26 protein-coding genes, 1 tRNA gene and 1 riboswitch are annotated in these 25,277 nt (G+C 39.6%); of the genes, 10 read left to right on the top strand and 17 right to left on the bottom strand.

The window, feature by feature from the left end; translation table 11 throughout:
* Positions 1-279 precede the first annotated feature (279 nt).
* The gene (locus AC2YJL_RS05055; protein ID WP_230933405.1) at positions 280-777 is read right to left on the bottom strand and encodes a tetratricopeptide repeat protein; all 498 of its coding nucleotides are present in this window, start codon (positions 775-777) and stop codon (positions 280-282) included.
* Between the two features lie 174 nt (positions 778-951).
* Here AC2YJL_RS05055 and AC2YJL_RS05050 point away from each other — a divergent pair, with 174 nt between their 5' ends.
* Positions 952-1,038, top strand: coding sequence for a YjcZ family sporulation protein (locus AC2YJL_RS05050; RefSeq protein WP_016765201.1), 87 nt, complete (start codon positions 952-954; stop codon positions 1,036-1,038).
* A gap of 188 nt (positions 1,039-1,226) precedes the next feature.
* Here AC2YJL_RS05050 and AC2YJL_RS05045 read toward each other — a convergent pair whose 3' ends face one another.
* The 4 genes from AC2YJL_RS05045 to AC2YJL_RS05030 form a co-directional block, all read right to left on the bottom strand.
* Positions 1,227-1,307 carry a YjcZ family sporulation protein gene (locus tag AC2YJL_RS05045; protein ID WP_016765202.1) on the bottom strand — a complete coding sequence of 27 codons (81 nt, stop codon included), beginning with the start codon at positions 1,305-1,307 and terminating at the stop codon, positions 1,227-1,229.
* Positions 1,308-1,632: 325 nt separating this feature from the next.
* Positions 1,633-2,952 (bottom strand): TrkH family potassium uptake protein, encoded by a 1,320-nt coding sequence (locus tag AC2YJL_RS05040; RefSeq protein WP_230933406.1) that lies wholly within the window; start codon positions 2,950-2,952, stop codon positions 1,633-1,635.
* A gap of 3 nt (positions 2,953-2,955) precedes the next feature.
* Positions 2,956-3,615 carry a potassium channel family protein gene (locus AC2YJL_RS05035; protein WP_013058591.1) on the bottom strand — a complete coding sequence of 220 codons (660 nt, stop codon included), beginning with the start codon at positions 3,613-3,615 and terminating at the stop codon, positions 2,956-2,958.
* Positions 3,616-3,739: 124 nt separating this feature from the next.
* Positions 3,740-3,884: riboswitch (cyclic di-AMP (ydaO/yuaA leader) on the bottom strand.
* 115 nt (positions 3,885-3,999) lie between these two features.
* The gene (locus tag AC2YJL_RS05030) at positions 4,000-4,458 is read right to left on the bottom strand and encodes a carboxymuconolactone decarboxylase family protein (RefSeq protein ID WP_195696128.1); all 459 of its coding nucleotides are present in this window, start codon (positions 4,456-4,458) and stop codon (positions 4,000-4,002) included.
* A gap of 120 nt (positions 4,459-4,578) precedes the next feature.
* Here AC2YJL_RS05030 and AC2YJL_RS05025 point away from each other — a divergent pair, with 120 nt between their 5' ends.
* Positions 4,579-5,034: an Lrp/AsnC family transcriptional regulator gene (locus AC2YJL_RS05025; protein ID WP_195696127.1), complete on the top strand. Its 456-nt coding sequence runs from the start codon at positions 4,579-4,581 to the stop codon at positions 5,032-5,034.
* Between the two features lie 473 nt (positions 5,035-5,507).
* Here AC2YJL_RS05025 and AC2YJL_RS05020 read toward each other — a convergent pair whose 3' ends face one another.
* Together AC2YJL_RS05020 and AC2YJL_RS05015 are read right to left on the bottom strand one after the other, a co-directional pair.
* Positions 5,508-6,410: a peptidylprolyl isomerase gene (locus AC2YJL_RS05020; protein ID WP_230933407.1), complete on the bottom strand. Its 903-nt coding sequence runs from the start codon at positions 6,408-6,410 to the stop codon at positions 5,508-5,510.
* On the bottom strand, positions 6,407-7,681 hold the full coding sequence (locus AC2YJL_RS05015; RefSeq protein WP_487374646.1) for a S1C family serine protease: 1,275 nt from the start codon (positions 7,679-7,681) through the stop codon (positions 6,407-6,409). The genes AC2YJL_RS05020 and AC2YJL_RS05015 overlap by 4 nt, the downstream gene beginning before the upstream one ends.
* A 222-nt stretch (positions 7,682-7,903) precedes the next feature.
* On the opposite strand from AC2YJL_RS05015, the gene AC2YJL_RS05010 reads away from it, so the two are divergent.
* Together AC2YJL_RS05010 and AC2YJL_RS05005 are read left to right on the top strand one after the other, a co-directional pair.
* Positions 7,904-8,575, top strand: a complete 672-nt coding sequence (locus AC2YJL_RS05010) for a response regulator transcription factor (protein WP_050689894.1) — start codon at positions 7,904-7,906, stop codon at positions 8,573-8,575.
* Positions 8,572-9,921 carry a sensor histidine kinase gene (locus AC2YJL_RS05005; RefSeq protein WP_050689893.1) on the top strand — a complete coding sequence of 450 codons (1,350 nt, stop codon included), beginning with the start codon at positions 8,572-8,574 and terminating at the stop codon, positions 9,919-9,921. The genes AC2YJL_RS05010 and AC2YJL_RS05005 overlap by 4 nt, the downstream gene beginning before the upstream one ends.
* Positions 9,922-9,956: 35 nt before the next feature.
* Here the strand turns inward: AC2YJL_RS05005 and cuyA are convergent, their stop codons facing one another.
* Positions 9,957-10,949, bottom strand: a complete 993-nt coding sequence (gene cuyA, locus AC2YJL_RS05000) for a D-cysteate sulfo-lyase (RefSeq protein WP_195696125.1) — start codon at positions 10,947-10,949, stop codon at positions 9,957-9,959.
* A gap of 150 nt (positions 10,950-11,099) precedes the next feature.
* Here cuyA and AC2YJL_RS04995 point away from each other — a divergent pair, with 150 nt between their 5' ends.
* The 3 genes from AC2YJL_RS04995 to AC2YJL_RS04985 all read left to right on the top strand — a co-directional run bounded on the left by AC2YJL_RS04995 (position 11,100) and on the right by AC2YJL_RS04985 (position 13,312).
* Positions 11,100-11,618 (top strand): acyl-CoA thioesterase, encoded by a 519-nt coding sequence (locus AC2YJL_RS04995; protein ID WP_195696124.1) that lies wholly within the window; start codon positions 11,100-11,102, stop codon positions 11,616-11,618.
* Between the two features lie 75 nt (positions 11,619-11,693).
* Positions 11,694-12,374, top strand: coding sequence for a GntR family transcriptional regulator (locus tag AC2YJL_RS04990; protein WP_195696123.1), 681 nt, complete (start codon positions 11,694-11,696; stop codon positions 12,372-12,374).
* Positions 12,371-13,312, top strand: coding sequence for a DMT family transporter (locus AC2YJL_RS04985; RefSeq protein ID WP_230933408.1), 942 nt, complete (start codon positions 12,371-12,373; stop codon positions 13,310-13,312). Before AC2YJL_RS04990 ends, AC2YJL_RS04985 begins: the two co-directional genes overlap by 4 nt.
* A gap of 41 nt (positions 13,313-13,353) precedes the next feature.
* Here AC2YJL_RS04985 and AC2YJL_RS04980 read toward each other — a convergent pair whose 3' ends face one another.
* From AC2YJL_RS04980 to AC2YJL_RS04970, 3 genes are all read right to left on the bottom strand, one after another.
* Entirely contained in the window at positions 13,354-13,932 is a 579-nt protein-coding gene (locus tag AC2YJL_RS04980) for a suppressor of fused domain protein (protein WP_013084584.1), read from the bottom strand.
* 222 nt (positions 13,933-14,154) lie between these two features.
* Positions 14,155-15,255 (bottom strand): M24 family metallopeptidase, encoded by a 1,101-nt coding sequence (locus AC2YJL_RS04975; RefSeq protein ID WP_230933409.1) that lies wholly within the window; start codon positions 15,253-15,255, stop codon positions 14,155-14,157.
* A gap of 75 nt (positions 15,256-15,330) precedes the next feature.
* Positions 15,331-16,005, bottom strand: coding sequence for a hypothetical protein (locus AC2YJL_RS04970; RefSeq protein WP_075419345.1), 675 nt, complete (start codon positions 16,003-16,005; stop codon positions 15,331-15,333).
* 311 nt (positions 16,006-16,316) lie between these two features.
* Between AC2YJL_RS04970 and AC2YJL_RS04965 the strand changes: the two genes are divergently transcribed.
* Positions 16,317-17,273 carry an LCP family protein gene (locus AC2YJL_RS04965; RefSeq protein WP_372482311.1) on the top strand — a complete coding sequence of 319 codons (957 nt, stop codon included), beginning with the start codon at positions 16,317-16,319 and terminating at the stop codon, positions 17,271-17,273.
* 213 nt (positions 17,274-17,486) lie between these two features.
* Positions 17,487-17,852: a hypothetical protein gene (locus tag AC2YJL_RS04960; protein WP_014458652.1), complete on the top strand. Its 366-nt coding sequence runs from the start codon at positions 17,487-17,489 to the stop codon at positions 17,850-17,852.
* A gap of 28 nt (positions 17,853-17,880) precedes the next feature.
* Here the strand turns inward: AC2YJL_RS04960 and AC2YJL_RS04955 are convergent, their stop codons facing one another.
* From AC2YJL_RS04955 to AC2YJL_RS04935, 5 genes are all read right to left on the bottom strand, one after another.
* Positions 17,881-18,399 (bottom strand): NAD(P)H-dependent oxidoreductase, encoded by a 519-nt coding sequence (locus AC2YJL_RS04955; protein WP_195696120.1) that lies wholly within the window; start codon positions 18,397-18,399, stop codon positions 17,881-17,883.
* A gap of 138 nt (positions 18,400-18,537) precedes the next feature.
* Positions 18,538-19,284 (bottom strand): YwaF family protein, encoded by a 747-nt coding sequence (locus AC2YJL_RS04950; RefSeq protein ID WP_195696119.1) that lies wholly within the window; start codon positions 19,282-19,284, stop codon positions 18,538-18,540.
* Between the two features lie 262 nt (positions 19,285-19,546).
* Positions 19,547-21,070: an ABC transporter permease/substrate-binding protein gene (locus AC2YJL_RS04945; protein ID WP_487374645.1), complete on the bottom strand. Its 1,524-nt coding sequence runs from the start codon at positions 21,068-21,070 to the stop codon at positions 19,547-19,549.
* Positions 21,070-22,020 carry an ABC transporter ATP-binding protein gene (locus AC2YJL_RS04940; RefSeq protein WP_407818674.1) on the bottom strand — a complete coding sequence of 317 codons (951 nt, stop codon included), beginning with the start codon at positions 22,018-22,020 and terminating at the stop codon, positions 21,070-21,072. The genes AC2YJL_RS04945 and AC2YJL_RS04940 overlap by 1 nt, the downstream gene beginning before the upstream one ends.
* A gap of 250 nt (positions 22,021-22,270) precedes the next feature.
* A tRNA-Thr gene (locus AC2YJL_RS04935) sits at positions 22,271-22,343 on the bottom strand.
* A gap of 210 nt (positions 22,344-22,553) precedes the next feature.
* Between AC2YJL_RS04935 and AC2YJL_RS04930 the strand changes: the two genes are divergently transcribed.
* On the top strand, positions 22,554-23,606 hold the full coding sequence (locus tag AC2YJL_RS04930; RefSeq protein ID WP_269870272.1) for an aromatic ring-hydroxylating oxygenase subunit alpha: 1,053 nt from the start codon (positions 22,554-22,556) through the stop codon (positions 23,604-23,606).
* A gap of 34 nt (positions 23,607-23,640) precedes the next feature.
* On the opposite strand, the gene AC2YJL_RS04925 is transcribed toward AC2YJL_RS04930, so the two are convergent.
* The gene (locus tag AC2YJL_RS04925) at positions 23,641-25,164 is read right to left on the bottom strand and encodes a DHA2 family efflux MFS transporter permease subunit (RefSeq protein ID WP_230933410.1); all 1,524 of its coding nucleotides are present in this window, start codon (positions 25,162-25,164) and stop codon (positions 23,641-23,643) included.
* Positions 25,165-25,277 lie beyond the last annotated feature (113 nt).

Genomic DNA, 25,277 nt, shown 5'->3' with positions numbered 1-25,277 from the left:
CTTTTTTAATTAGTCGCATGTTTAACTTTTTTCTCTATCCATTTACAATTATCTATATTTTCTAACAATTTATCCATAGGCTGATAGTTTCTTACTATTTTTGGAATTATGTAGACTGAACGCTCTAATAATGTAGAAAATCTAGCAGTTAAGAAGTCGTTGGACTTACATGCACTTCTTAAAATTTTTACAAATATTCTTATTGTTATATAAAAAGCAATTCTTTATGAAAATCAGCATATGTTTCCTTAAAACCAAAAATAAAACAGGACTTTTGATTCACCGTCCTGTTTGCAGCATGTTTTCGACTTTTTTAATATCTCCGTGAGTAGGATTGATTTCCCGGGCATAGGCGATTTGTTCTTTTGCTTTTTCCATTTCTTTTAATTGAATATAGGTTTTGGCGAGTTCGAGCGGCAGCATAATCCCTTCAAAACCAAGATCTCGCGCCCGCTGCAAATAAGATAGCGATTTTTCGTAATCCCCTCCAAACATAAGCGGAGTTTCCCGGTATTTTATTCCTCGAACGAAGTGCGCCAAGCTTGAAGATGGATTTAATGTTAGTGCCTGATGAAGAGCTCGGTCCATTTCTAAATTTAATACCATTTTTTCAAAAATAATTGATTCTTCGATTTGCTTTGCTAAACAAACCGCTAAGTAACAGTACAAATCAGATGCTTGAGGTTTTTTCTTCATTTCTTGTTGAATTTCACGTTTGATCTCTTTCCACTTACCCTCTTCTAGCTGATTCATGACGTATTCTACATGTATTCCCACCACTTTGCCCTCCTTTTCCTCTTTATCATAAAGGATTTCTGCACAAATGAAAAAAGTAAGTGTTCTTCAGTCTTCTCAAAAGATCGTTACCGTTAAAAAATAGGCAAATTTCTCAATCACTTAACCCAATTAGTACATAGGATATAGAGACTCTTACTAAAGGGGGTTACACATATGGGCGCAAAAGGCGGTTTTGGTTTTTCATTTATCGTTGTTTTATTTATTCTATTAGTAATCGTAGGATGTTCTTGCTACTACTAATTTTTTAGAGGGGATGAACATCATTCATCCTCTTATTTCAAAAAAAACCATGCTTTCGCATGGCTACATACCGATTAGATGAATGAGTAGAGGAACTCATTGTTCGGCAATATTGAAGAAATTTTTGTTTTTTACTTCCGCCTAGTATGCCCTTTTTGACGGGAGCTATGCGCAAATAAAGTTAACGTTTAAAAGCGAAAGCCAGATGCACCTACAATAACAAGTAAAACAAATAACACAACGATTAACGCAAAATTTTGTTTTCCCACGTACCATCCCTCACTTCCTGTTATCTGCTTTTAGTGTATGCAACAGCTTGGCAAAATGTTTAGGACAGGGGTGCGGATTTTTTTAACGAGAAAAACCTTCAAATTTCGTCAAAAAAGTGAATCATATTTTTGTTTCTTTCGTTATATATAGTAAGAGATTTTTTTACTATAAAAAAGGGGGATCTTTAATGCGCCGACATTCCAAATTGCCCAGTGTTCTTGTCTTTGCCTTCTTTTTATTCATCGCAACTGTTTTGTGCGTAACTTCTTATATGTCTTGAACGTATAAATAATATAAAAAATCGCCTCATCGAAGGCGATTTTTCTACCCTAGCATTATATCTTCATTTGGATAACGAACGGCTTCGCGCTTTTGCTTAGATAATGAAAACGCAAGCGTTAATGGCCCCACTTTTCCTAAAAACATGATAAAGATAATAATTACGCGTCCAAAGTACGAAAGCTCAGGAGTTGCTCCCATTGATAAACCTACTGTTCCAAACGCAGAAACAACTTCAAACATAATTTTTACAAACGGCAGGTTTTCCGAAATATTTAACAGGAAAATGGCCCCAAATACAAACATAATTGAAATCATCGTGATGGCTAGTGCCTTAAACACGTGAAGAGGAAGAAGTCGTCTCTTTAATAGCACAATATCTTCCCGGCTTCGTAAAAATGCCCATACAGAAAAAATAATCACCACAAACGTCGTGAGTTTGATACCGCCTCCTGTTGACGCACTTCCTGCACCAATAAACATTAATAAGACCATTAAAAAGACCGTTGCGTCATGCAGGTGAGCTAAATCGATTGTATTAAATCCAGCGGTTCTTGTCGTTACCGCTTGAAAATAAGAAGCCCATACTTTGTCTCCTAATGATAAACTTCCGAGCGTATGCGAATTGCTGTACTCTAAGAAAAAAATAAAAAGCATGGCAATCACATTAATGGCAAACGTGCTGACAATCATAATTTTTGAATGGAGCGTTAGTTTTTTATACGATTTTTTCACCCACATATCAGCAAGAACGGTAAACCCTAACCCGCCAATGATGAACAAAAAAGAAATCGTTATGTTAATAATAGGATCTCCAACATACTGCACTAAGTTATCCGACAGTAGTCCAAACCCTGCGTTATTAAAAGCTGAAATTGAATGAAACAAGCTAAAGAACAGCCCCTTAGACCATCCGAATTCCGGAACCCAGCGTATTGCTAAAAAGATAAGTGCAACAAATTCAATTAAAAATGAAAAGATAAACAGCCTTTTAACTAGCAGGACAACTCCGCCGACGCTCGTTTGATTTAATGCCTGCTGAACGAGCACGCGCTCTTTAAAGCCAATTTTTTTACCTAGCATTATAAAAATCAACACGGCAAATGACATAATGCCAAGACCGCCTATTTGAATTAGCAGCATAATAATCGTTTGACCGATGACGGTAAAACGCGTACCTGTATCTACGACGGCTAAGCCGGTCACTGTCATAGCGGAAGTAGATGTAAAAAGGGCGTCTACCCATCGGATTGGCTCGGTAGTAGAAAAAGGCATCATCAATAGAAGAGCACCAATAATAATTCCTCCGCCAAAAATGGAGACAAGCAGCTGCGGAGGAGTGAGTTTAATGATTTGTTTTTTCATGAGTTAAACTCCTTCTTCTTCAAAACGGTTCAAATCGCGGTTATGTCCGATAACAATCAGCATATCTCCTTGTTCAATTATTTCATGCGCGGTAGGCGAAATCACCATTTCCCCGTCTTTTCGCTGAAAGCCGATAATATTGCAGCCGTACTTGGCACGAATGTTTAAATCAAACAGCGTTTTATTATGAAGTTTCTTAGAAGCGACAATTTCGACAATACTATAATCCTTTGACAGTTCAATGTAATCAATGATTTTTTCTGACACCACGTGATGAGCAATACGCTTAGCAATATCGCGCTCAGGATGAATGACTTTGTCCGCTCCTATTTTCTCCAGTACCTTTTGATGATACATATTCACCGCTTTTACCCATACTTGCTTAACGCCCATATCTTTTAAAAGCATCGTTGCGAGCACGCTTGCTTCGATATCATCCCCAAACGAAATAAGCGCATGATCAACATTGCGGATACCTAGCCCCTTTAAGCTAGCTTCATCAATCGCGTTTGCTTGCACAACATATGTAGCTGAGTTGCTAAATTTATTTACTACCTCCTGATTGCGGTCAATAGCGAGCACATCCACATCCAGATTTGCAAACTCTTCAACCAAACTGCCTCCAAAACGACCTAATCCCAATACAGCAAACTGTTTTTTCATAATGTATTTATTCCTTTCTTCAACTGCTGTGTGTTCTCTTAGCTTATACTTTTTCTAAAAAATTACATCTTTTTCTTAAAAAAAGCGCAAAAAAACACAGGAAGGCTCCTGTGTTTTTTCACACTCTTCCCCCTCAAAACGCTTGCGAAGTTAGCTGTCGGGTTCGGGTTTTAAGAGTAACCCTACCTTTTTAAGGATTCACCCCGGAGCACAATATGTGCGTAAATAATGGGTCCTCCGCTCCGTAATGGATTAAGCGATTTTTATTCAAATGTCTTTGATCTATTTTTTAGAATAATCGATTCGATTCATGATACGTTTCACTTCACGAAAGCTATCTTACTCCTGTGAATTTTGTCTGTCAAGATATTTTTAGCGAAGGCCTCACTTGCGCTGCAAGCTGCAAAAATCATATAAATCTAAACTGACAATCATTTTGTGAAATTGATCAAATAAATTAATAACAGCCAAAAGCTCTAACAGCTGCGTATCACTGTAAAATTTTTTTAATTGATCCATGTCAGCATCGGTCAACTCCCTTGGACGCACTCGGTACACATCAATAAATCGAAACAGCAGTCGATCTTTTTCTTCCAGCTCTTTTTCTCTTAACACTTTTTGATTAAGCGTCTCATCGCCTACATATGACATGCTCATACACGTCTCACAGCCGTTAACACCTGCTAGATAAAGCCTCATTTTTTCCTTGGTCTCTCTCTCTACTATATCGCTGTTCCAAAGCGTGTCGTAAAGCTCATCATACAATCTTTTTACATGCGGAATTAAATTCAATGCTTTTTCAAAATTTGTTCCCTCTTCGTTTGCTAACAAAACTCTTGCCATTTTTTACTCACTCCTTTTTAATTATTATAGTAAGAAAAATGGGAATTTCAGATTACATATAAAACATCTTATCTATTATTACTAATCAAATGAAACGTTAATAAGAAAGAAGGTTTTCAATTGAAAATTGATGAAATTGATTTATCGATTTTGCAGGCGCTGCAGCAAAACAGCCGCCTTTCTTTACGAGAGCTAGGAAAACAAATTAATTTGTCTCCTCCTTCGGTGGCAGAGCGAGTACGCCAGCTAGAGAGCTTTGGCATTATAAAAGGATATACAATCGATATTGATTATGAAAAGCTACATTTGCCCGTGTCGTGTTTTATTGAAGTAACGATGAAAAACGGCGAGCACGAGCGTTTTAAACGATTTATTTCTCAGTATCCCTACGCTTTATTCTGTGAACGCATCGCCGGGCAAGCCTGCTTTATTACAAAGCTTCAGCTTCCTCACCTGAACGTACTCGAACAATTTATTAACGAAATTACACCTTATGCCAAAACGATTTCACATATCGCTCTTTCTCACGTGGAGATGGCTCCTGCATTATTGAGTCATTTAAAAGATGAAAAGTGATTGAAACGTAACGAAAGCAATCCAATCTAAAAGCGAACAATGGAATCAATAAGCTCGTATGAATCACTTTTGACACTGCTGTTGATTTCCGTTTCAGGCTTCGCTTTCCGCACAGGAGTCTTCGCCTTGCCCTCTAATCAACAGCCAGAAACAAATAAATAGATTAAACCTACGTTTACCCTGTCAATAAGAAAAAACCGAACGCGTTTGATTCTCCATCAAGAATCAAACGCGTTCGAATCTCCCTTTAACGAAACTACTTTTGTCCCAGCCTCTTTTATTCGTCCAACAGCATAAAAAATAACCCTCCAAAGCTGGAGGGTATAAATTTTCCGAATAATGAAAGTTTTACAACTTCATTTTATCAGGTGCCGACATTTCTGTCTACTTAAAAATGTAAAAGAGCTCTCTATTAATAGAAAGCTCTTTTACCTGCTTGTTTTTTGAAAACAATCAATCTATATAAAAGGGAACTACCTAAGGTTGAAAGTCACGTGAAACCTTGGCAGTTCATCCTGGATATACCGGTTGATATGATTCAAAACAAGTTCTTTCATCATTTCTTCTTTGACTTCTGATTCCGTTTTTTTATCTTTTTGTTTTAAAATAAGAATATAATAGACTTTACCCATTTTAATGGGCTCACTACTCTCTCCGATGTGCTGTTTTTTTAAAACATCTATAAAAGAGGAAGATAGACTTGAAAGCTTTAGGTTATCAGCATTCTCTATTTTGCTGATTGTCTGGACATCAGCAAATTTTTTTTGAACACTTTGAAGAGATGTTCCCTTTTGCAGTTCAGCCGCAGCGGCAGAGGCATCATGTAAAGTGGAAAAAGCCAGCTGCGTAAAAGATACGCGCGTTAGATCGTTTTCAATATGTTTATAGTAAGCAGTTAGTTCATCAGACGTAATTTGTTTACGGAAATATTCTTCTAATTTAAACTGATTTGTTAGCTGGTTGGTTACATCACTAGAACGAATATTTAACACTTCATAACCTTGTTTTCTTGTATCCTCGTCATATGAGCGTTTAATTTGCTTCCACATATCCTCGACTTGTTTTTGTACTTTATCGCTTGTCTTCAGATGCGAAATTAAAATTTTTTGCATAACAAGCTGCCGCAATAACTCTTTGCGGTAGCTTGTATCATTTAGCGGAGCATCTGGGTTTAAGAACCCTTCAACGGCTAAAAAACGGTTGAATTCAGCTCCTGTCACCTTGCCTCCCTCATACGCTGCCAGTTCTTTGGTAGAAGATAGCTGACTAATTTCTACAGAAGGAAACATCGTGTTTGAATGCTGCTCTCCGCAGCCGGTTAAAAATACGAACGCTGTTAATACTGCTAGCAGCAGCTTTAACGGTGTTGAACTCATCCATTGTTATCCTGCTGTTCTGAAAGCTTCAGAGAAATGGTTTGTTTTTTTCCATTTCGATACACGTCTAATTTTACCGTGTCTCCTACTTTGCGTTTTGTGTATAGATATTGACGTAAATCACTGGATGTTTTGACTTCGTTTCCATCAATGGCAACAATCACGTCTTTTGATTGTAAACCTGCATCAGAAGCAGAAGAGAATGGTTCAACCGTCGTTACGACAACTCCTTCAGACGTATCGCTTGTTAGGCCTAGCTGGTTTTGTTTTGTTGCAGCTGAAAGCTGACCTACATCTTGAAGACCTACCCCCATATATGGACGCGTTATTTTTCCGTTTTTCATCAGCTGTTCAATCGTCGGCTGCACTTCATCACTTGGAAGAGCAAAGCCGATGCCTTCTACATTGTCTTCTGAAATTTTCATACTGTTGATGCCCACTACTTCACCGGAAGAATTGATCAAGGCACCGCCGCTGTTTCCTGGATTAATCGCCGCATCCGTTTGAATTGCATCTACGTTCCAATTTTCTGAAATAGGGACAGAGCGTTTTGCTGCGCTCACGATACCTTGTGTGACCGTACGAGAAAATTGTTCACCAAGAGGATTTCCGATTGCAAGCACCGTTTCACCCGCTACTAAATCCGATGATTTCCCGAACTTCGCGACTTGCTCTACATTTTTGTCAGACATTTCAAGCACGGCTAAATCCGTTAGCGCGTCAGCTCCGACAATTTTAGCTTTTTCTTTTTGTCCGTTTGAAAGTGACACTTCTACTTCGCTTGCGCCGTCAATAACGTGGTTATTGGTCACAACGTATGCTTTTCCATTTTCTTTTTTGAAAATAACACCGGAACCCGTTCCTGCTTCTTGCGTTTGGGTATCTCCAGAAAATGGATTTGTTTGCTGTTGAATATTGTTCACGCCTACAACAGCAGCTGATACTTTATTTACAACTGAAACAAGATCTGACTGATTGACGGTTGTGCTTACTGTTCGAGGCGTTGTGCTCGTTGTTGTTGCCGTTTGAGTCTGCGTTGTTTGATTCGCTGTTTGCGTATCAGCTGAATCCATTAACCCCAGCTGGGGAGCACCGTATAGCACAATTCCTCCTCCAAGTACTGCTCCGGCGATAGAAGATGCAATCACTGGAAATAAGCGTTTTCTTGGAGGCTGTGATGATGACGCAGGCTGATACTGATCGTAGCGCTGCTGGCGATTTTCGTATTCTTCTTTTCGTTCTTGCTCTCTTTCATAATCACGTGGATCCATGAAAAACACTCCTTTTAACGTAGCAAATTTTATGTTATCTATACTATAAAATAAAAGTTTGGGATAAGTATCAAAACAATGTGTGAAATTGTGAAAAATTTCTTTATAACAGCAAACACGTAGTATAATAGCGGGTACATAGGCCTTTAAAGAAACGCGCATAGATGGCGTAATATGCTTTATTTACCTTAATTTTCATATATTCAGAGGGAGGTGTCAAATTTGAGCTTTACACTATATTTAGTAGAGGATGAACAAAATTTAAACGAAGTTTTAAGCCTTTACCTTCAAAAAGAAGGCTGGGACGTTCGCTCATTTTTTAACGGCACGGACGCCAAAGAAATGATTGCAACTCCTCCGCATCTGTGGATTTTAGATATTATGCTGCCTGACATTGACGGGTATCAGCTCATTCGCGAAATCAAGCAGCAAACACCACAAGTGCCTGTTATTTTTATCTCAGCCCGCGATGCCGATATTGACCGGGTTCTTGGGCTTGAAATGGGCAGCGACGACTATTTATCAAAGCCTTTTTTGCCTCGTGAACTAGTTATTCGAGCAAACAAACTGCTAAACCGCGTATATGGTTCCAATCAAAAGAAAACCGATACCATCACGCTGACTCCTTATGAGATCGATTTACATACCCGTACAGTCAGTGAAAATGGAAAGCCGATTGATTTAACGTCTAAAGAATTTGATTTTCTTGTCACTATCTCAAAAGACCTTGGACAGGCTTTTTCACGGGAGCAGTTGCTGAATCTCATTTGGGGAGAAGATTATTTTGGCACAGACCGAGTGGTGGATGATTTAGTAAGACGCGTGCGTAAAAAAATGCCGCAAGCACGAATTGAAACGATTTACGGATATGGATACCGGATGATGAAAGCATGAAAAACAAGTCGCTTGCATTTCAAATTTGGCTCGTCATCTCCGGTATTTTACTGCTTATTTCAATTTTGCTCGCTATTTTATTCCCAACGACGCTCAGGCAGTTCTTCACGAATGAAATTTATACCACTATTGAAAATGAACAGCATATTTTAAAAGAATACGGCCTGCCAAGCCGCTCAGGTGAATACTACTTTAGCAATGAAGACAGTGAACCAACACTTGGTAATCGAACCGTGGATCATATTTTATTGCCTGAACATGCGGATATCTCTTATTTTTCATCACGGGTGTTGCCTCAAGACTTTTTGAGAAAAGCACAGGAAGATGCAATCAATCAGCGAAAAATCGTCGCTCGCTATGAAAAAGATCTTGGCAACCGGACGCTTTTTTATGTAATTCGAAAAGTAAGTGTAAACGGACAGCCTGCTTTTTTACTTTCATTTTCGTGGGATACGTATCGCAACGCGCTCACTTCTACTCTGTTTAAACAGCTGCTTCTTGTAATTTCAATTGTATTTCTATTCAGCTGGCTTCCATCTATTTGGCTATCAAGATATTTAAGCAAGCCGCTTGTATCGCTTGAAAAAGATGTGAAAAAAATTGCCGAACAAAATTGGCATGAGCCCGTTACAGTGAACCGTTCAGATGAAATTGGCAAGCTAGGCGCGTCCATCGAGCAAATGCGCAAAAGGCTCGTATCTAAAGATGAAGCACAGCAAACGCTGCTTCAAAATATTTCACATGATTTAAAAACACCGGTTATGGTGATTCAAAGCTACGCTCAGTCGATTCAAGACGGCATTTATCCAAAAGGTGATTTATCGCAAACGGTAAAAGTTATTGAAGATGAATCCAAAAATCTCGAGAAAAAAATCCGCGATTTGCTTTACTTAACCAAGCTTGACTATATGTCCACTCATCAGCTTGCACAAGATGACTTTGATTTTACTGCACTACTTCATGAAGTAGTGGATCGCTTGCGGTGGAGGCGCCCTGAAATACAGTGGGAATTTGACGACGCAAACGCAACGATTAAAGGAGACAAAGAGCTGTGGACAAAAGTTCTTGAAAATGTACTCGACAATCAGCTGCGCTATGCCGAGACGAAGGTTTCACTTTCACTTGCTAAGCACCAAACGAACATTCAATGTACAATCAGCAACGATGGTCCGCCCATTGATCAAAGCGTGCTTCAACACTTGTTTGAACCGTTTAAAAAAGGAGCAAACGGTGAATTCGGTATCGGCTTAAGTATCGTAAAGCGTATTGTTACGATGCACGATGGAGCAATTACGGCTGAAAATACAGACACCGGAGTAACGTTTTCACTTACTATCCCTATATAAACTAAAAAAGCAAGGGAGCCAAATCCCTTGCTTTTTTATGAAAAAATTGATGTATAGGCATAAAGAGCCGGTGAACCGCCTGAGTGGACAAACACCACATTTTCATCCTTATTAAAGTAACCTTTTCGAATTAAATCAATTAGACCAGCCATCGCTTTTCCTGTATACACAGGATCCAATAAAATCCCTTCCGTACTGGCGACAAGTTTGACTGCTTCCACCATCTCTTCTGTCGGAACAGCATACCCCGGACCTACGTATTCATCCATACACACAATCTCTTCTTCTTTAAAAGGCGTTTTACTATGTAAATGATCATAAAGTTCACTCGTCAGCTTAGCAACTTTTGCTTCTTGTTCTTCTTTAGCACGACTAACATTCATTCCAATAACAGATACGTCACTTTGAAGACCTTGAAAGCCTGCCACTAATCCTGCGTGCATGCCTCCGCTGCCGCTTGTGCAAACCACGTGGCTAAGCTTTATTTGCTGCTCATAGCTTTGCATAAGCAGCTCTTGTGCACAGGCAGCGTATCCGGTTGCACCGATAACATTCGAACCTCCTACTGGAATTAAATACGGTTTATGACCTTTTTCAATTAGCTCTTGCTCTACTTTTTTCATTTCCGCTGTCAAATCAGAACCTTCAGCGACAAACCGCATGTCATGAGCGCCTAGTAAATGATAAAGAAAATAGTTCCCTGTCGGCTGATCACTTGCTTTATTTTCCCCTTCTTCTAATACGAGCACGCATTTCATCTGCTCTTTTACGGCAGCAGCGAGCGTCAAACGACAGTGATTGGATTGTATCGCACCGCACGTTACAAACACGTCTGCTCCTTGCGCTTTTGCATCAGCTACTAAATATTCAAGCTTGCGCGTCTTATTTCCTCCCCCTGTCAGTCCAAGCATATCATCTCGTTTCATATAAATTGAAGGTCCATTTAACTGCTGAGATAAAACCGATAGCTTTTCTAAAGGTGTAGGGGAATCCGTATATTTTCTTCTAGAAAATTGAGTTAAGTTCATGCTCTCATCCTCTCTTTCATATTTGTTCTATTTTACCATATAGAAGCTTTTGAAGAGCTTTTTACGAAAGGGCTTTCTATAACTTGTATACATAAGAACAAGTAGTCAACATACATTAAACCATATAAACAGTTTGAAGGAGTGTTTTCAATGAGTGAAAAAGCAGTACTTTGCAGCGTCTCACGAGTAGTCAAATCACAGCACATTTTTCCAAATGACCTAAACAATCACCACACCCTTTTTGGGGGAAAAATTGTCGCTGACATGGACATGACAGCTTCTCTTTCAGCAGCTAAACATTCCCGAAAGACGTGTGTTACGGCTTCCATTGATCACGTTGATTTTATCGAACCCGTCACCGAAGAAGATTTTATTTCATATGAAGCATTCGTTGTTGTTACAGGAAAAAGCTCCATGATTATTTTCGTTAAAGTGATTGCCGAAAATTTGTTAACGGGAATAAAACGTATTGCAGCTACTTCTTTTCTCACCTTTGTTGCATTAGAAAAAGGGAAACCTGCCCCTGTTCCTCAAGTTATTGCTCAAACTGAAGAAGAAAAAAGTCTTCAAAAAGTAGCTCTTGAACGAAAAGAGTCAAAAAAAACGCAGGTTGAGCACAGCAAAGCGATTGCGAGCATTTTATCTAAATCTTTGCGCAGCAGTAATTAAGCTCTTCATCTAAAAAGCAGCTGTCTGCTTTTTAGACGAAGTTTTTTTAGTTTTCACATTGTTATTTAATCTAATATGCGATATATTGGTTTTATGAAAAATAACATTCAACCTCTCAAACGACTTTCTTTAAGAGAAGAAGTCTATCAAACACTTAAACACAATATTGTCATGCTTGAATTTCAGCCGGAACAAAAGCTTCAGGATAAAGAACTGGCTGAGCAATTTGGAGTTAGCCGCACTCCTGTTCGAGAAGCATTAAAAAGACTTGAAGATGAAGGCCTTGTCCAAACGACACCCGGCTCTTCTACAAAAGTGGCTCCATTAAACCTTGAGGAGGCAAAACAATCTTTTATTGTCGTCGCAGCTCTTCATGCACTTGCTGCTAAGCTGGCTTGTACTTCGTTACAAGAAGAAGATATGGGCGAACTAATCAAGCACAATCAATCTCTAGAACATGCGATCAAAACAAGAAATGTCCTTAAAGCAATCGAAGCGGATGAAGCATTTCATTCCGTCTTTTTAAAACGGGCGAACAATATAGAGCTAGAACGTGTTGTAAAACAAACAAGCGCCAAAATTCAGCGTCTGGAAATCGCTCGTTTTTCGTCTCTTGCTAGCCTTGCTTCCGTTGATCAGCACAAAGAAATCATAAACGCTTGCGGTCAAAAAGATGCCGCACTGGCATCGCAGCTTGTCGAAACGAACTGGCTGACGTTAGGTGAAGCGCTGACAAGTGAGGAGGAATCCAAGTGAATCCTCTTTTATTAGGCATTGCTGCTTCATTCTTTTTTGCTTTTACATTCGTTTTAAATCGAGCAATGGATTTATCCGGAGGCAGCTGGGCGTGGAGCGCATCGCTGCGCTATTTTTTTATGATACCTCTTTTGCTTGTACTCGTTTATTTTTGGGGTGGTATTAAACCTGTGGTGGCAGAAATAAAAGCCCAGCCGCAAAAATGGCTGCTTTGGAGCACGGTTGGATTTGGGTTATTTTACGCTCCTCTTTGTTTTGCTTCAGCCTACGGTCCCGGCTGGCTTATTGCAGGAACTTGGCAAATCACAATTTTATCGGGGTCTCTCCTAGCTCCTTTGTTTTACAAGGAAGGAAAGAAGCGAGGAGGCATTCCTTTCAAGCAGCTAGGTTTTTCGTTTATTATTTTAATAGGAGTTGTGCTCATGCAGCTTGAACATGCGACTGAACTGTCCGCCGCTACTGCCTTGCTTTGTACCGTTCCCATTTTGATTGCCTCTTTTGCATACCCGCTTGGCAACCGTAAAATGATGGAAGTGTCGTCACTTAATACGTTTCAGCGTGTGCTTGGAATGACGCTTTCAAGCCTGCCGTTTTGGATCATTCTTTCTGTCTATGCCTACGTGACCGATGGATTACCAAAAACAACTCAAATTTATCAAAGCAGTTTAGTTGCGTTACTTTCAGGAGTATGTGCAACGGTCTTATTTTTTGCAGCAACCGACCTTGTTAAAAAAGATTCTCAAAAGTTAGGTGCAGTTGAAGCTACACAATCGATGGAAGTTTTATTTGCCCTGCTAGGAGAGGTCTTCCTTCTATCAAGCCCTTTGCCATCGATTCTTTCTTGGGTTGGAATGGGCGTTATCATAGCAGGCATGGTGCTTCACAGCTACCAAACGAGTCATAAAAAAGCTATACCGCAAAAAGAATTGACCTACTAATCAATAACAAAAAAGAGCGTCTCAGTCGGCGCTCTTTTTGTTTATACAACAGATCTTCTTTCTAAATTGAAGACATTCACCTGCTCAGCATCAAAGCGGCTTAGCAACGAATCTACTCCGTACTCAAGTGCAAAAGCACGTTCATTTTCTGAAATCGGAACGGCCTGCAGGAACGTTACTTTTTTATCAGATAGTTCAATCGTTGAAAAATTATCCCATAAAAACGGCGGAATCAGCAAAATGTGCTGCATATGAAAGCTGTCATCAAGGACTGCAATAACGTCTTTATAAATAGCTCCTGGGAAGATGGACACGTGAGATTTCATCATATGGAAAATACAGTTTGCTAAAATAGCAGAATAAATACCGAATTCCTCATGACAAGCCCCAACGATTTCAATTCGAAGCGGGATTCCTCCAACTGTGTAGCCTGTCGGACATTGATGACCACCGAGCGTTGCATACGCGGTTACGTCTTGACGCGGATGATTTTCGCACGCCACAACGTGAATACCATGCTTTTTTCTTTCATCTGAATAATCTTCAATTCGATCCTTTTGACCAAATACATCTATTGCTTTATGTATAATTAATTCTTCATCTTTTGTAAAATTACTCATAAAAAACCTCCTTGCTTGCGACCTTAAAAAGCTCCCTACTGTACAGCATATACTACTGCACTCGCTTACGATATAGTTTTTAGAAAATGTGATAGAAATGTTATCGTTTCGTAACATACTATGAAATTGTATCAAGAAGCAAACAAGAAACCTTAACCAATTTTTTCTTTTCCTATAAAAATAGAGCCTGCACCATGGCAGCCTCTATTTTTTATGACGTTATTATGAAATAATTTGTAATTCTTTTGGGTACTTCGTTAACGTTTCGTATCCATCTTTTGTAATGATTACATCATCTTCAATACGCACGCCTCCAAGTCCTGGAATATAGATACCCGGTTCAATTGTATATACCATGCCTTCTTGAAGCACATCATCATTGTTGCGGCTCATTGAAGGAAACTCATGCACGCTAATACCAAGACCATGACCAAGACGATGCAAGAAATACTCTCCATATCCTGCTTCTGTAATAATATTGCGTGCTACCATGTCCAAGTCGCCAATGCGAGTGCCGGGCTTGGAAGCTTCAAGAGCTGCCTGCTCAGCGCGCTGTACCGTTTCATAAATTTCTTTTTGCTTATCATTAATAGACTTGTAAGCGACTGTACGCGTAATATCTGAACAGTATCCGTCTAGCACTACACCTAAATCGAACAGAACCATATCTCCTGGCTTTAACGTGCGAAGACCTGGGTTCCCGTGCGCTTCTCCCGTTTTTTCACCAAATAAAACCATCGTTGAAAACGACATCTCACGAATTCCTTTTCGCTTTAACTCGTATTCAATTTTAGCCAAAACATCCATTTCCGTAACGCCTTCTTTTAAAGCAGATACGCCTACTTCTACACCAAAATCAGCTAAGGCAGCTGCCTTTTGCAGAATCTCAACTTCACGCTCATCTTTAATTAAACGCAGCTGATTTAACTTCTCTTCTGCTCCGACTAGCTCAGCATTTGGATATAAGCTAAGCAGTTCTTCGGCTCTCGCATACAGCAGCTGCTCTTTCTCTACAGCAACCTTTTTCACATCTATTACGTTTCGTTTATGTAAAGCTTCTTTAATAAGTTCCCAAGGATTTTGATGGTCTTCATATCCAATCACATCAAACTTCCACCCGGCTTCTTTTGCTTGTCCCACTTCCATTGATGGACAAACAAGCATTGGCTCTGCTTCGTTAAACACAAATAAGCCAAGTAAACGCTCATGCGGATCCGTATGAAATCCAGTTAAATAAAATACGTTTTCGGTTGACGAAATAAAGGCCGCTTCTACATTTTTTTCTTCCAGCCACGATACGACTTTTTGCAAACGTGCTTCCATTAAAAAAACCCCTTTCATTGTGCAATATTACTATTATAACATAGTTATTTAGCAATATTGTACAATGAATAGAGGTTAAGACAAAGCCGCGTGAAGAGTAGTAAGCTGCTCTTTAATCGCTTTTCGCTGAATGCTTACTTTCATCAGCCAGCCATTTTCTCCGTATCTATAAATAAATTCGTACGTACCTTTAGGAAAATATTCTTTTACCAGCATATCCCGGTTTTCAACAAATCCCGGATCGCCAATAAAATAGGTACCTTCTTCAAGCGGAAGCTCATGAACTTTTTTTTCTAGCTGCTTCTCTTCGTCTTCATCATCATCTATCACAATGTGCAGACCGCCTTCATCACGTACAACATCAAATTCACCGTTTTGTTCAAGCTCGAGCACCGGCACCACTTGTCCATTGACCGTTAGCAGCTGCTTCGTTCCTTCAAGGACCTGGGACCAGTGATCATCGTATAAAGTAGAAGAATAAAAAATATAGCCCTGAGATTTATATAGTAAAAGCAGCTGTTCAAAATGATTTTTCACTTGTTCTTTATCAAATAGAATAACAAAATGCTTTCGATAGAAAAAACTTGTAAAAGGCAGAATAGACGATTGATTAAGCTCTTTAATTATTTCAGCACTATCTTTACCTGAAATAATAGCTCCGGTCAATTCCCCCGTGCCATAAGGTTTCCAATGACTTAACGCCGCTTCTGGAATCAGCACAAGGTTCGAAGATGACACATATATACTCATTCGCTTCACTCCTTTTTTCTGCATTTAGACCTATATTTGATTCTCCGCAAACAGAGACTTTCCTCTTATTCCATTCTTAAAAGACAGAACTTTTTCCCTAACTATGATAGATTATAACAAATATCTTCGAAAAAAATAACCTTTATTTCCTCTTTCTTCTATTTATACACTTTTCTTATTTTAGCTGTCTTCGCAGATTTACTAGTGAACGTACTTGCTAATCTAATCCCTTAGTGTTAATTTTATTATGTTGTTTTATAATTTTTTGCATAATTGGTTTCAAACAAAAAGTATTAATATTTTTGAATGCGATGGTGAGACATTTGGAAGAACGTACAGAACGTAAACAACATAAAAGAAAAAAGCAAAGAAAAAAGAAACGCTTTAGAAAGCTACTTCTTTTCTTTCTCATTCTTGTAATCGCCGCTGGTGCGTATGTGTATTATCAATACCAACAAGGGTTAGCAGAAGCAGACGGAGCTTTTGGGAAAGATGGACAATTTGATTTTAATGGTGCAAGTGCCAATTTAGATAGCATGAATGTGCTGCTTCTTGGAATTGACTCTCGAGGTGAAGAACATTCGCGTGCCGATACAATCATGATTGCTCATTATGACAAAGACAGCAATCAGCCTAAAATTGTTTCTTTGATGCGTGATTCATATGTGGATATTCCTGGACATGGCAAAAACAAATTAAATTCAGCCTATGCATTTGGCGGGCCCGAATTAATGCGTAAGACAATTAAAGAAAATTTCGGCGTAGATGTAAACTATTATGCCGTTGTTGATTTTAAAGGTTTTTCTAAAGTTGCCGATACGATTGCCCCTGAGGGAATTACGGTTACCGTGCCGCACGAAATGTCATCAGGAATCGGCATGACGCTAAAACCTGGAAAACAAACTCTTCACGGAGATAAATTACTAGGATACGTGCGATTCCGACATGATAGCCAAAGTGATTTCGGGCGCGTGAAGCGTCAACAAGAAGTGATCGGTAAATTAATGGATGAAGCTCTTCAAGTAAAGACGCTGGCAAAAGCTCCTAAGCTATGGGGCGTCATTGATCCATATGTGGATACAAATATTCCTCCAAAAACATTTATCGTGATAGGAAAAGATTTCTTAGTTGGGAATCAGCCAGATTTAAAATCTCTTCGTTTACCGGTCGAAGGTTCCTATTCAAATGAACGAGTATCCGGTATTGGTGCTGTTTTAAGCATCGACCTTGAAGAAAACAAACAAGCGTTACAGTCATTTTTAAATTAGGAAAAGGTGTCCATTAGCGGACACCTTTTTTATACTATTCAAAAAAACTTCTGTTTTTCCTCCCTATCCTTCAAAAAAATTTGAGCTTCGACAAAAAATGAAGCCATTTTCCAGGAAACAGCTATTTCTTTGAAGTTCTATTTTTTCTACTACATGCGTATATGAAAGGAGAAGGACTTCTTTTTTATATTTTTGATTCAAGGAGATGAACGTATGAAATTATATGGTTTTCAATCTGAAGAAGAGCGTTCCTTTCTTCATTCCACCTATAAAGTGAACCCGCTGCTTTCTCATACTGGAGATGTTAAAATCAGCTTTTTATCTTTTCAAGAAAATGATTATACCCCCCGTCAAGAAGCTACGATTCCACAGCTTCTTTTAGTCGTTCACGGGGAAGGCTGGGTAGCTGGCGATAACGGACTGAAAATTTATATTAAACAAGGTGAATCCGCATTTTGGAGAGCCGGGGAATCGTTTGAAGTCGGGAGTCTAACGGCTATGACGGGATTACTCATTGAAGGATTAGATATCGCTCCTCAAAAGCTGCTTACTTCTTTTTCACGAACAAATGTAAATTAAAAAGCCGCGTTAACGCGGCTTTTTTTTATTATCTTAGTAATCGAGCGTAGCTTTCTGCACTATCTTGAATAACTTTGTCACTCAGGTCACCGCCTGCTCCTTGAAATAGAAATGGCGTTTGGAACTTCATGCCTGTTAAATTTGCCGTAGCTTGAAACGGAAGAAGCAGATGATTCATTGGATAGCGGTTGTATCCCCCTTCTTGATAAGCTTCTGGAGGGCCTCCTGTCGAAGTAGCTACGACAAACTCTTTTCCCTGAAGTTTAGTACCTTTGCTTCCATAAGCCCAGCCGTATGTTAAGACAACATCTTGCCACTCTTTTAAGAGTGCTGGTGAGCTGTACCAGTAAAATGGAAATTGAAAAACAATACGATCGAATTGAACAGCTAACTCCTGCTCTTTTTCTACATCAATTTTGAAATCGGGGTAGTTTGCGTATAAATCATGAACGTACACATTCTCTTCTTTTTTCACTCGCTCTGCCCACGCTTTATTAATACGAGAAGATGCTAAGTTTGGATGCGCTAAAATAACCAGTGTTTTCATTTTGATACTCTCCTTCTAATGTCTGTGCTTGCTTTTTCTTTTCTGTTTTTTACGCTTGCCTCTCACAGCTTGTTCAGTCATTCTTCCTTTTCCTTCAGGAAATACGAGTTAGTTTCCACTTATAAACTACCAGTATTATCATTTTGCTTCAATAAAATTGACTTTGGTTTTATCACCTTTAATTTTTTTATGTACCCAAAACGGCAAATAAAGGACAAGAAAGCTAAGAATCATAATTCCTTCAATCCATACTAAATACCAAGGATGAGGTCCAAGAACATCCAGCAAGGAAGCGTGCCCTGGTTTTTTCATCATGTATAAATAATTCGCCCCGAGTAAACGATTGATAGCATAGATAAAACCTCCGTACAGATTAACAAATACTACGCTTACCCACAAAGAACGAAACGTCGGCTCATATCTGCAAACAGCAATTAGCATACAGCAAGCAAGTACCACACCGCCATGCGATACATAAAACTGCACATAGCGAAACTGGGCATATGCATAGCCGCCAAGATCCGGGGTAATCATGGCTTGAACAGAGCTGCTGATTCCCGCGAAGTACACAAAATAAAAAAGAAACCTGCTTTTGGTTATCAGCATAATAGCAGCCAGCAGCACGACTATATCACTGAGCTGAAGCGGCAAGGAAGTTTCAGCAGACCACTGATGACATCCGATTTCCCAAGCCTGGTAGGCTGTTTCTGAAGCAATTAGAACGAGTGAAAGCAAAACGAACACAAACCTCTTTTGTCGTAGCTGCTTTCGACACAAAAAAATAAATGCTCCTATGATCACGATAATAGCTAAAGTTACAAGATGTTCAACTGAAAAAAGCTGAAAGGAATGTTGTACAGGATGGCACGTAAAAAATGAATTCATAAAACCGCCTCCCTTCCATCAGAAAACAAATTTGGTACCTTTAGCTTGTTCATAAGGCCTCATTTTCATTAATGCTTCTCTCGCATTAAAAAGAGATTGAGACATAACGAGATCACGCCAATCTAAAGACGGACGAATGGAGTAAATAATCGAGTATGGATAATCAACTGCTAGAAACAGCTAAAATAAAAAGATCCGAACGATTTATCATTCGGATCTTCTTTCAACGAACATACTGTTGTCCTAGCTTTTTTCTTCGTTTTTACTCTTTAATTAATCCTTTTTTCACTAAGAATTGATGAGCAACTTCTTCAGCTGTTTTTCCTTTTGCATTTACTTGATAGTTCATTTCACGCATTTCGTCATCACTGATTTTACCGCCCAGTTGATTTAAGATTTTTTTCAGTTCAGGATGCTCTTTTAGCATATCTTCACGAAGCACAGGCGCTCCTTGATACGGAGGGAAGAACTGCTGATCGTCTTTTAAGACTTTCAAACCAAACTGTTTGATTTCAGGATCTGTTGCGTAAGCATCCAGCATATTAATATCGCCTTTTTCTACAGCGCGATAGCGAAGCTTCGGCTCCATCGTTTTAATATTCGGGAAGGTAAGACCATATTCTTTTTGAATGCCTACATAGCCGTCTTCACGATCTTTAAACTCAAGCGTAAACCCTGCTTTTACTTTATCTGTTGCATTTGCCAAATCTGAAACGGTGGTTAGATTATTTTCTTTTGCAAATTCTTTTGTTACTGTCAATGTGTACGTATTATTAAACTTCATTGGATCTAAATAGACAAGGCCGAATTTCTTTTGAAATCCTTCTTTTGCCTGGTTGTACACCTCTGTTTCATCTTTGCTCTCCGGCTGTTCCTTTAGATGCGTCACAATGGCTGTACCCGTATATTCAGGGTACAAGTCAATTTCCTTGTTACGCAGAGCCTCAAATACAAATACTGTTTTTCCAAGCGACGATCGAAGATTTACTTTCATATCGGTTTGATCTTCAATTAATTCTTTGTACATATTAATTAAAATATCTTGTTCTGCACCAATTTTACCTCCGATAACAAGGTCTGGTTTTGTTGCGCTCATCGCTGCAAACGGAGAACCAAGAATGAGTATTAATACGATGATCATAATAAACGAGCGTTTTTTGGACCCTTTTTTAGCTGAATGTTCAATCGTTCGCAGAATTCCATCAAAAATAAGCGCTAATAATGCTGCTGGAATGGCTCCTAATAAAATCAAACTATTATCGCTTCGGTCAATACCAAGCAAAATTAAGCTTCCGAGTCCGCCCGCTCCGATAAGAGCCACGATTGTCGCTGTACCAATAATGAGTACCATCGCTGTGCGAATTCCGGCCATAATGACAGGAAGCGCTAGAGGAAGTTCTACTTTAATTAATCGTCTCCACGAGTTCATCCCCATGGCTTTGGATGCTTCAATTAAAGATGGGTCCACTTCTTTAATTCCGGTATATGTATTTCGTACAATAGGAAGAAGCGAATATAAAAACAGTGCAATAACCGCGGGAAAGGTTCCAATTCCGACAAGAGGAATCAGTAATCCTAATAAAGCGAGTGAAGGAATAGTTTGCAGTACGGCTGTTACGCCAATGATCGGTTCAGCAATGCGGTCATGTCTCGTTAAGTACAGTCCGAGCGGCACTGAAATTAATACGGCGATAACAAGGGCCAGTACTGAAATTTGAATGTGTTCAAGAAGAGCTTGAAACAGTGCGTCTCCTCGTTGATCTAGTAATGTGCTTAGTGCATTCATTACAGCGCTCCTCCTTCTTTCGTCTTATCAGAAAGAAACGCTAATAGAGTTTTGCGCGTTACAACGCCAATGCGTTTGCTCCCTTTTTTCACGGCTATTGCTTCATGGTCGTAAAGGGCGTCCATTGCCTGCTGAACAGTAGCGGTTGAAGCTAGCTCTTCAGTAGGTTCTACGTCTGGCTGTTCACTTTCTTTGAGAAACATATCCAATGTCTCAAATAAAGCATTTCCTTGATTTCCAATAAATGTTTTTACAAATTCATTCTTAGGCTTTTGAATGAATTCCTCCGGGGTTCCAACTTGAACAATTTCCCCGTCTTTCATTAGGCAGATACGATCTCCAAGCGTCATCGCTTCGCTCATATCATGCGTAACAAACACAAATGTTTTTTTGATTTTTTCTTTTAAGCTAATAACATCTTGCTGAAGCTGTTCGCGGCTTAACGGATCGAGGGCACTAAAGGGTTCGTCCATTAAAATAACGGGGGGATCAGCTGCGAGGGCACGCGCTACACCTACACGTTGCTGCTGGCCACCTGAGAGCTCAGACGGCTTTCGGTTTCGATACTGCTTTGGGTCTAGTCCTACCAAGGTAAGCAGTTCATCAATGCGCGTTTTGATTTTATTTTTCTTCCAATGCTTCATCTCGGGTACAATAGCTATATTTTCAGCAATGGTCATATGAGGAAAAAGAGCAATCTGCTGTAGGACATAACCAATGTTCCAGCGTAGCTCATGTATGTTGTGGTCCGATACGAGCTTATCTTTTATGTATAGTTCTCCTTCGGTAATATCATGAAGACGGTTAATCATTTTTAAGGTGGTTGTTTTCCCACACCCACTCGGACCAATTAAAACGAAAAACTCTCCTTCTTTAATTTCTAGATTAATATTTTTCACGGCGGTCGTACCGTCTGGATATTGCTTTGACACATTCTTAAACGTAATCAAATGATCGTTCACACTCCTTGTTGAAATTTAACCCCTAGTTTCGTGTACCCAATGCTTAGAGGCAATAAACATTCTTTTAAGAATATTTCTAAATATGATTCATAAGACATAGTGAAAAAGATATACATGTTTTCTCACAGCGTCCTAATAAGGCTATCAAACTGTTAAAGTTTTCACAAGACGGAGAAGAATTTTAAAGCCATCACAAATAAAAAAACCTTCTTTCAACAAGAAAGAAGGTTTTTTAGTATGCTAGCGACAGGGATCGAACCTGCGACCTCTTGCTTACCATGCAAGTGCTCTACCTACTGAGCTACACCAGCGTCTTGGAAAATTATATCACGTTTAAAATCATTTAGGAAGCGCTTTTTTAAATTTTTTTATTGGTATATTCTCTAATTTGCATCTTCTGAAATTCGCACTTTCTACAAAGTTCCATATTTTATGTTAGAACTCCTCACACAAATTGTGTGAATTTTCTTTTTTTATATTACCCTTAGTAAAAGAGCTTACAAAAGAAGGGAAGAAAATAGATGGAACAACAACCAACCATGACCAAATCAAAAACGGCAACTCCCTACCCAAGAGACTGCACGTTCAGCCTGGAAGATTGGACGACGCTCGCTAAGTATTGGTACCCCGTCGCACGCTGCAGTGATGTAACAGAGAAACCAACGTCCGTAAAACTGCTAGATGTAAATCTAGTTCTATACCGTACCACACACAAAGTAGTAGCGGCTCGTGATTTATGCGTTCACCGAGGCACCCCGCTTAGCATGGGCTGGGTGGAAGATGATGAAATTGTCTGTCCTTACCACGGCTTCCGCTATGCAACGGACGGCGCATGCACATCAATTCCAGCTCACCCTGATGCCAATATTTCTCCCCGCTTGTGTATGGCCGTCTATCCAGTTATTGAACGATTTGGATTAGTGTGGACTTCCCTGACAGGAGAACAAGATAACCTGCCTTACTTCGATGCGTGGGAGGACCCTGATTTTCAGCAAATTGTTTGTCCGAGCTTTGATATCATGGGTTCGGCCGGTCGTCAAATGGAAGGCTTTTTAGACGTAGCTCATTTTGCTTGGGTTCACACGGACACATTTGGTGATCGAAACAACGCCTTTGTGCCTAAGTATAAAGTAAGCGATACAGAGTATGGGCTTCATGTAGAATATACGAGCACCGTGAGCAATTATTCCAAAGAACAGCAGCATTTAAATCCACCTGATTTTAAATGGCTTCGTGTCTTTGATGTTTATCCACCGTTTACAGCTACGCTAAAAGTATACTTCCCAGAAGGCGCAGAGCTGTGGATTATGAATGCAGTCTCTCCTATTTCAGCCCGCGAAACACGTTTATTCGCACCAATCGCTCGAAACTTTGACAAAGATTCGAGCGTTGAAGGTGTGTATGACTTTAACCTTCGCGTCTTTGACGAAGACCGTGAAATGGTTGAAAATCAAAAACCTGAAGACTTGCCTTTAGACCTGCAGATGGAAGCGCACATTATGGCTGATCAAACGTCCATCGGCTACCGGAAACTATTAAAGAAAATGGGCTTAAGTTTTAGATATACAAGCTAAAAAAATCCCCGCTGTCTCAGCGGGGATTTCTTTTTCATTTAGCGAACTGCTCACGTCCTGCTTTTTCCTTTATCACTTCATCTTCACTTGCCGGCGTTGCGCGTTTCATAAATAATGAAAGAATTAAGGCAACCACCACTAGTACTACTGAGACGGCAAACGCATCGTTAATCCCTTGTACCATTGCCTGCATCCCAATCTGTTCTTTCATTTGAGCTGCCCCGGCTGCGGTTGCATTCGCTGCTCCCGCTCCGCTCATTGCATCTTGAGCGAGCTCTTTTGCATGCGTAGCTGTACGGTTTGACATCACCGTTACTAAAAGAGCCGAACCAATAGCTCCCGATACTTGTTGAAGCGTGTTATTCATCGCAGTACCATGCGGATTAAAGCGCTGCGGCAGCTGATTTAATCCGTTTGTCATAACCGGCATCATCACCATAGACATTCCGAACATGCGAAGTGTGTAAAGCGTAATGAGCGTTGTATACGTCGTATCAAGCTCTAAGTTACTGAAGAAATACGTCGTAACGGCTGTAATTGTCAGACCGGTTACAGCCAGTGCACGCGCTCCAAATTTATCAAATAATTTTCCGGTAATCGGTGACATCACACCCATTAATAGCGCACCCGGAAGCATTAGTAATCCTGAATGAAGCGGAGAAATGCCTCGTACCGTTTGAACATAAATTGGCATTAGCAGCATGGCTGAGAATAATGCCATTGTGATCACCATTGAAATCGTTGATGATAAAGCAAACATTGGATATTTAAAAATGCGGAATTCAAGCATAGGTGTTTTAAGCTTGAACTGACGCGTAATAAATAAAATCAGCGCCACAGCTCCTACGATAATGGTGCCGTATACTTCCACAGAATCCCAGCCTTTATCTCCTGCTGAGCTAAATCCGTATAGAAGTCCCCCAAATCCAATCGTAGATAACACAAGCGATAGGAAATCCAAATTGATTTCCACTTTTTCTTTTTTGTCTTTTAATAGGAAGAAAGAGCCTATTAATACAATTGCCGCGATTGGCGTAACAAGGTGGAACAGCATTCTCCACTCATAGTGTTCAATTAGCCACCCTGATAAAGTAGGACCAATTGCCGGAGCAAAAATCATAACTAAACCGAAAATCCCCATCGCAGCTCCGCGTTTTTCTAATGGAAAACTTGTGAGCAATACGTTCATTAAAAGCGGCATCATAATGGCTGCGCCTGATGCTTGAATAATACGAGCGGTTAACAAGACCGAAAATACGGGCGAAGCACCGGCAAGTATTGTTCCTGCTGTAAATAAAGTCATAGCCGTTAAAAATAAGCCTCTGACAGAATAGCGCTGAATTAAAAAAGCGGTAGTTGGAATCATAATACCATTCACTAACATATAACCAGTAGAAAGCCACTGGACAGTTGACGTTGTCACCTCTAAGTCTTTCATAATAGACGGCAGCGCCACGTTTAATAATGTTTCATTCAACAATGAGATAAAAGCGCCAATTAACAAAATAGCAATTATGCCATAAGGCGGCTTTTCCATTTGATTTATCGATTGACTCATTATTGTACCTCCTTATACTTTAAGTTCATTTTTTTAGACACATGTTCTACATAGAGTATATTATACTGTGAGTTCAATTTATGCAAGTGAAAAATCTTGCGTTCATACCCTTT

This window comes from Priestia sp. SRI_019, assembly GCF_057586255.1.
The sequence above is the reverse complement of the archived record's forward strand: the minus strand, read 5'-3'. Positions and strand labels throughout refer to the sequence as shown.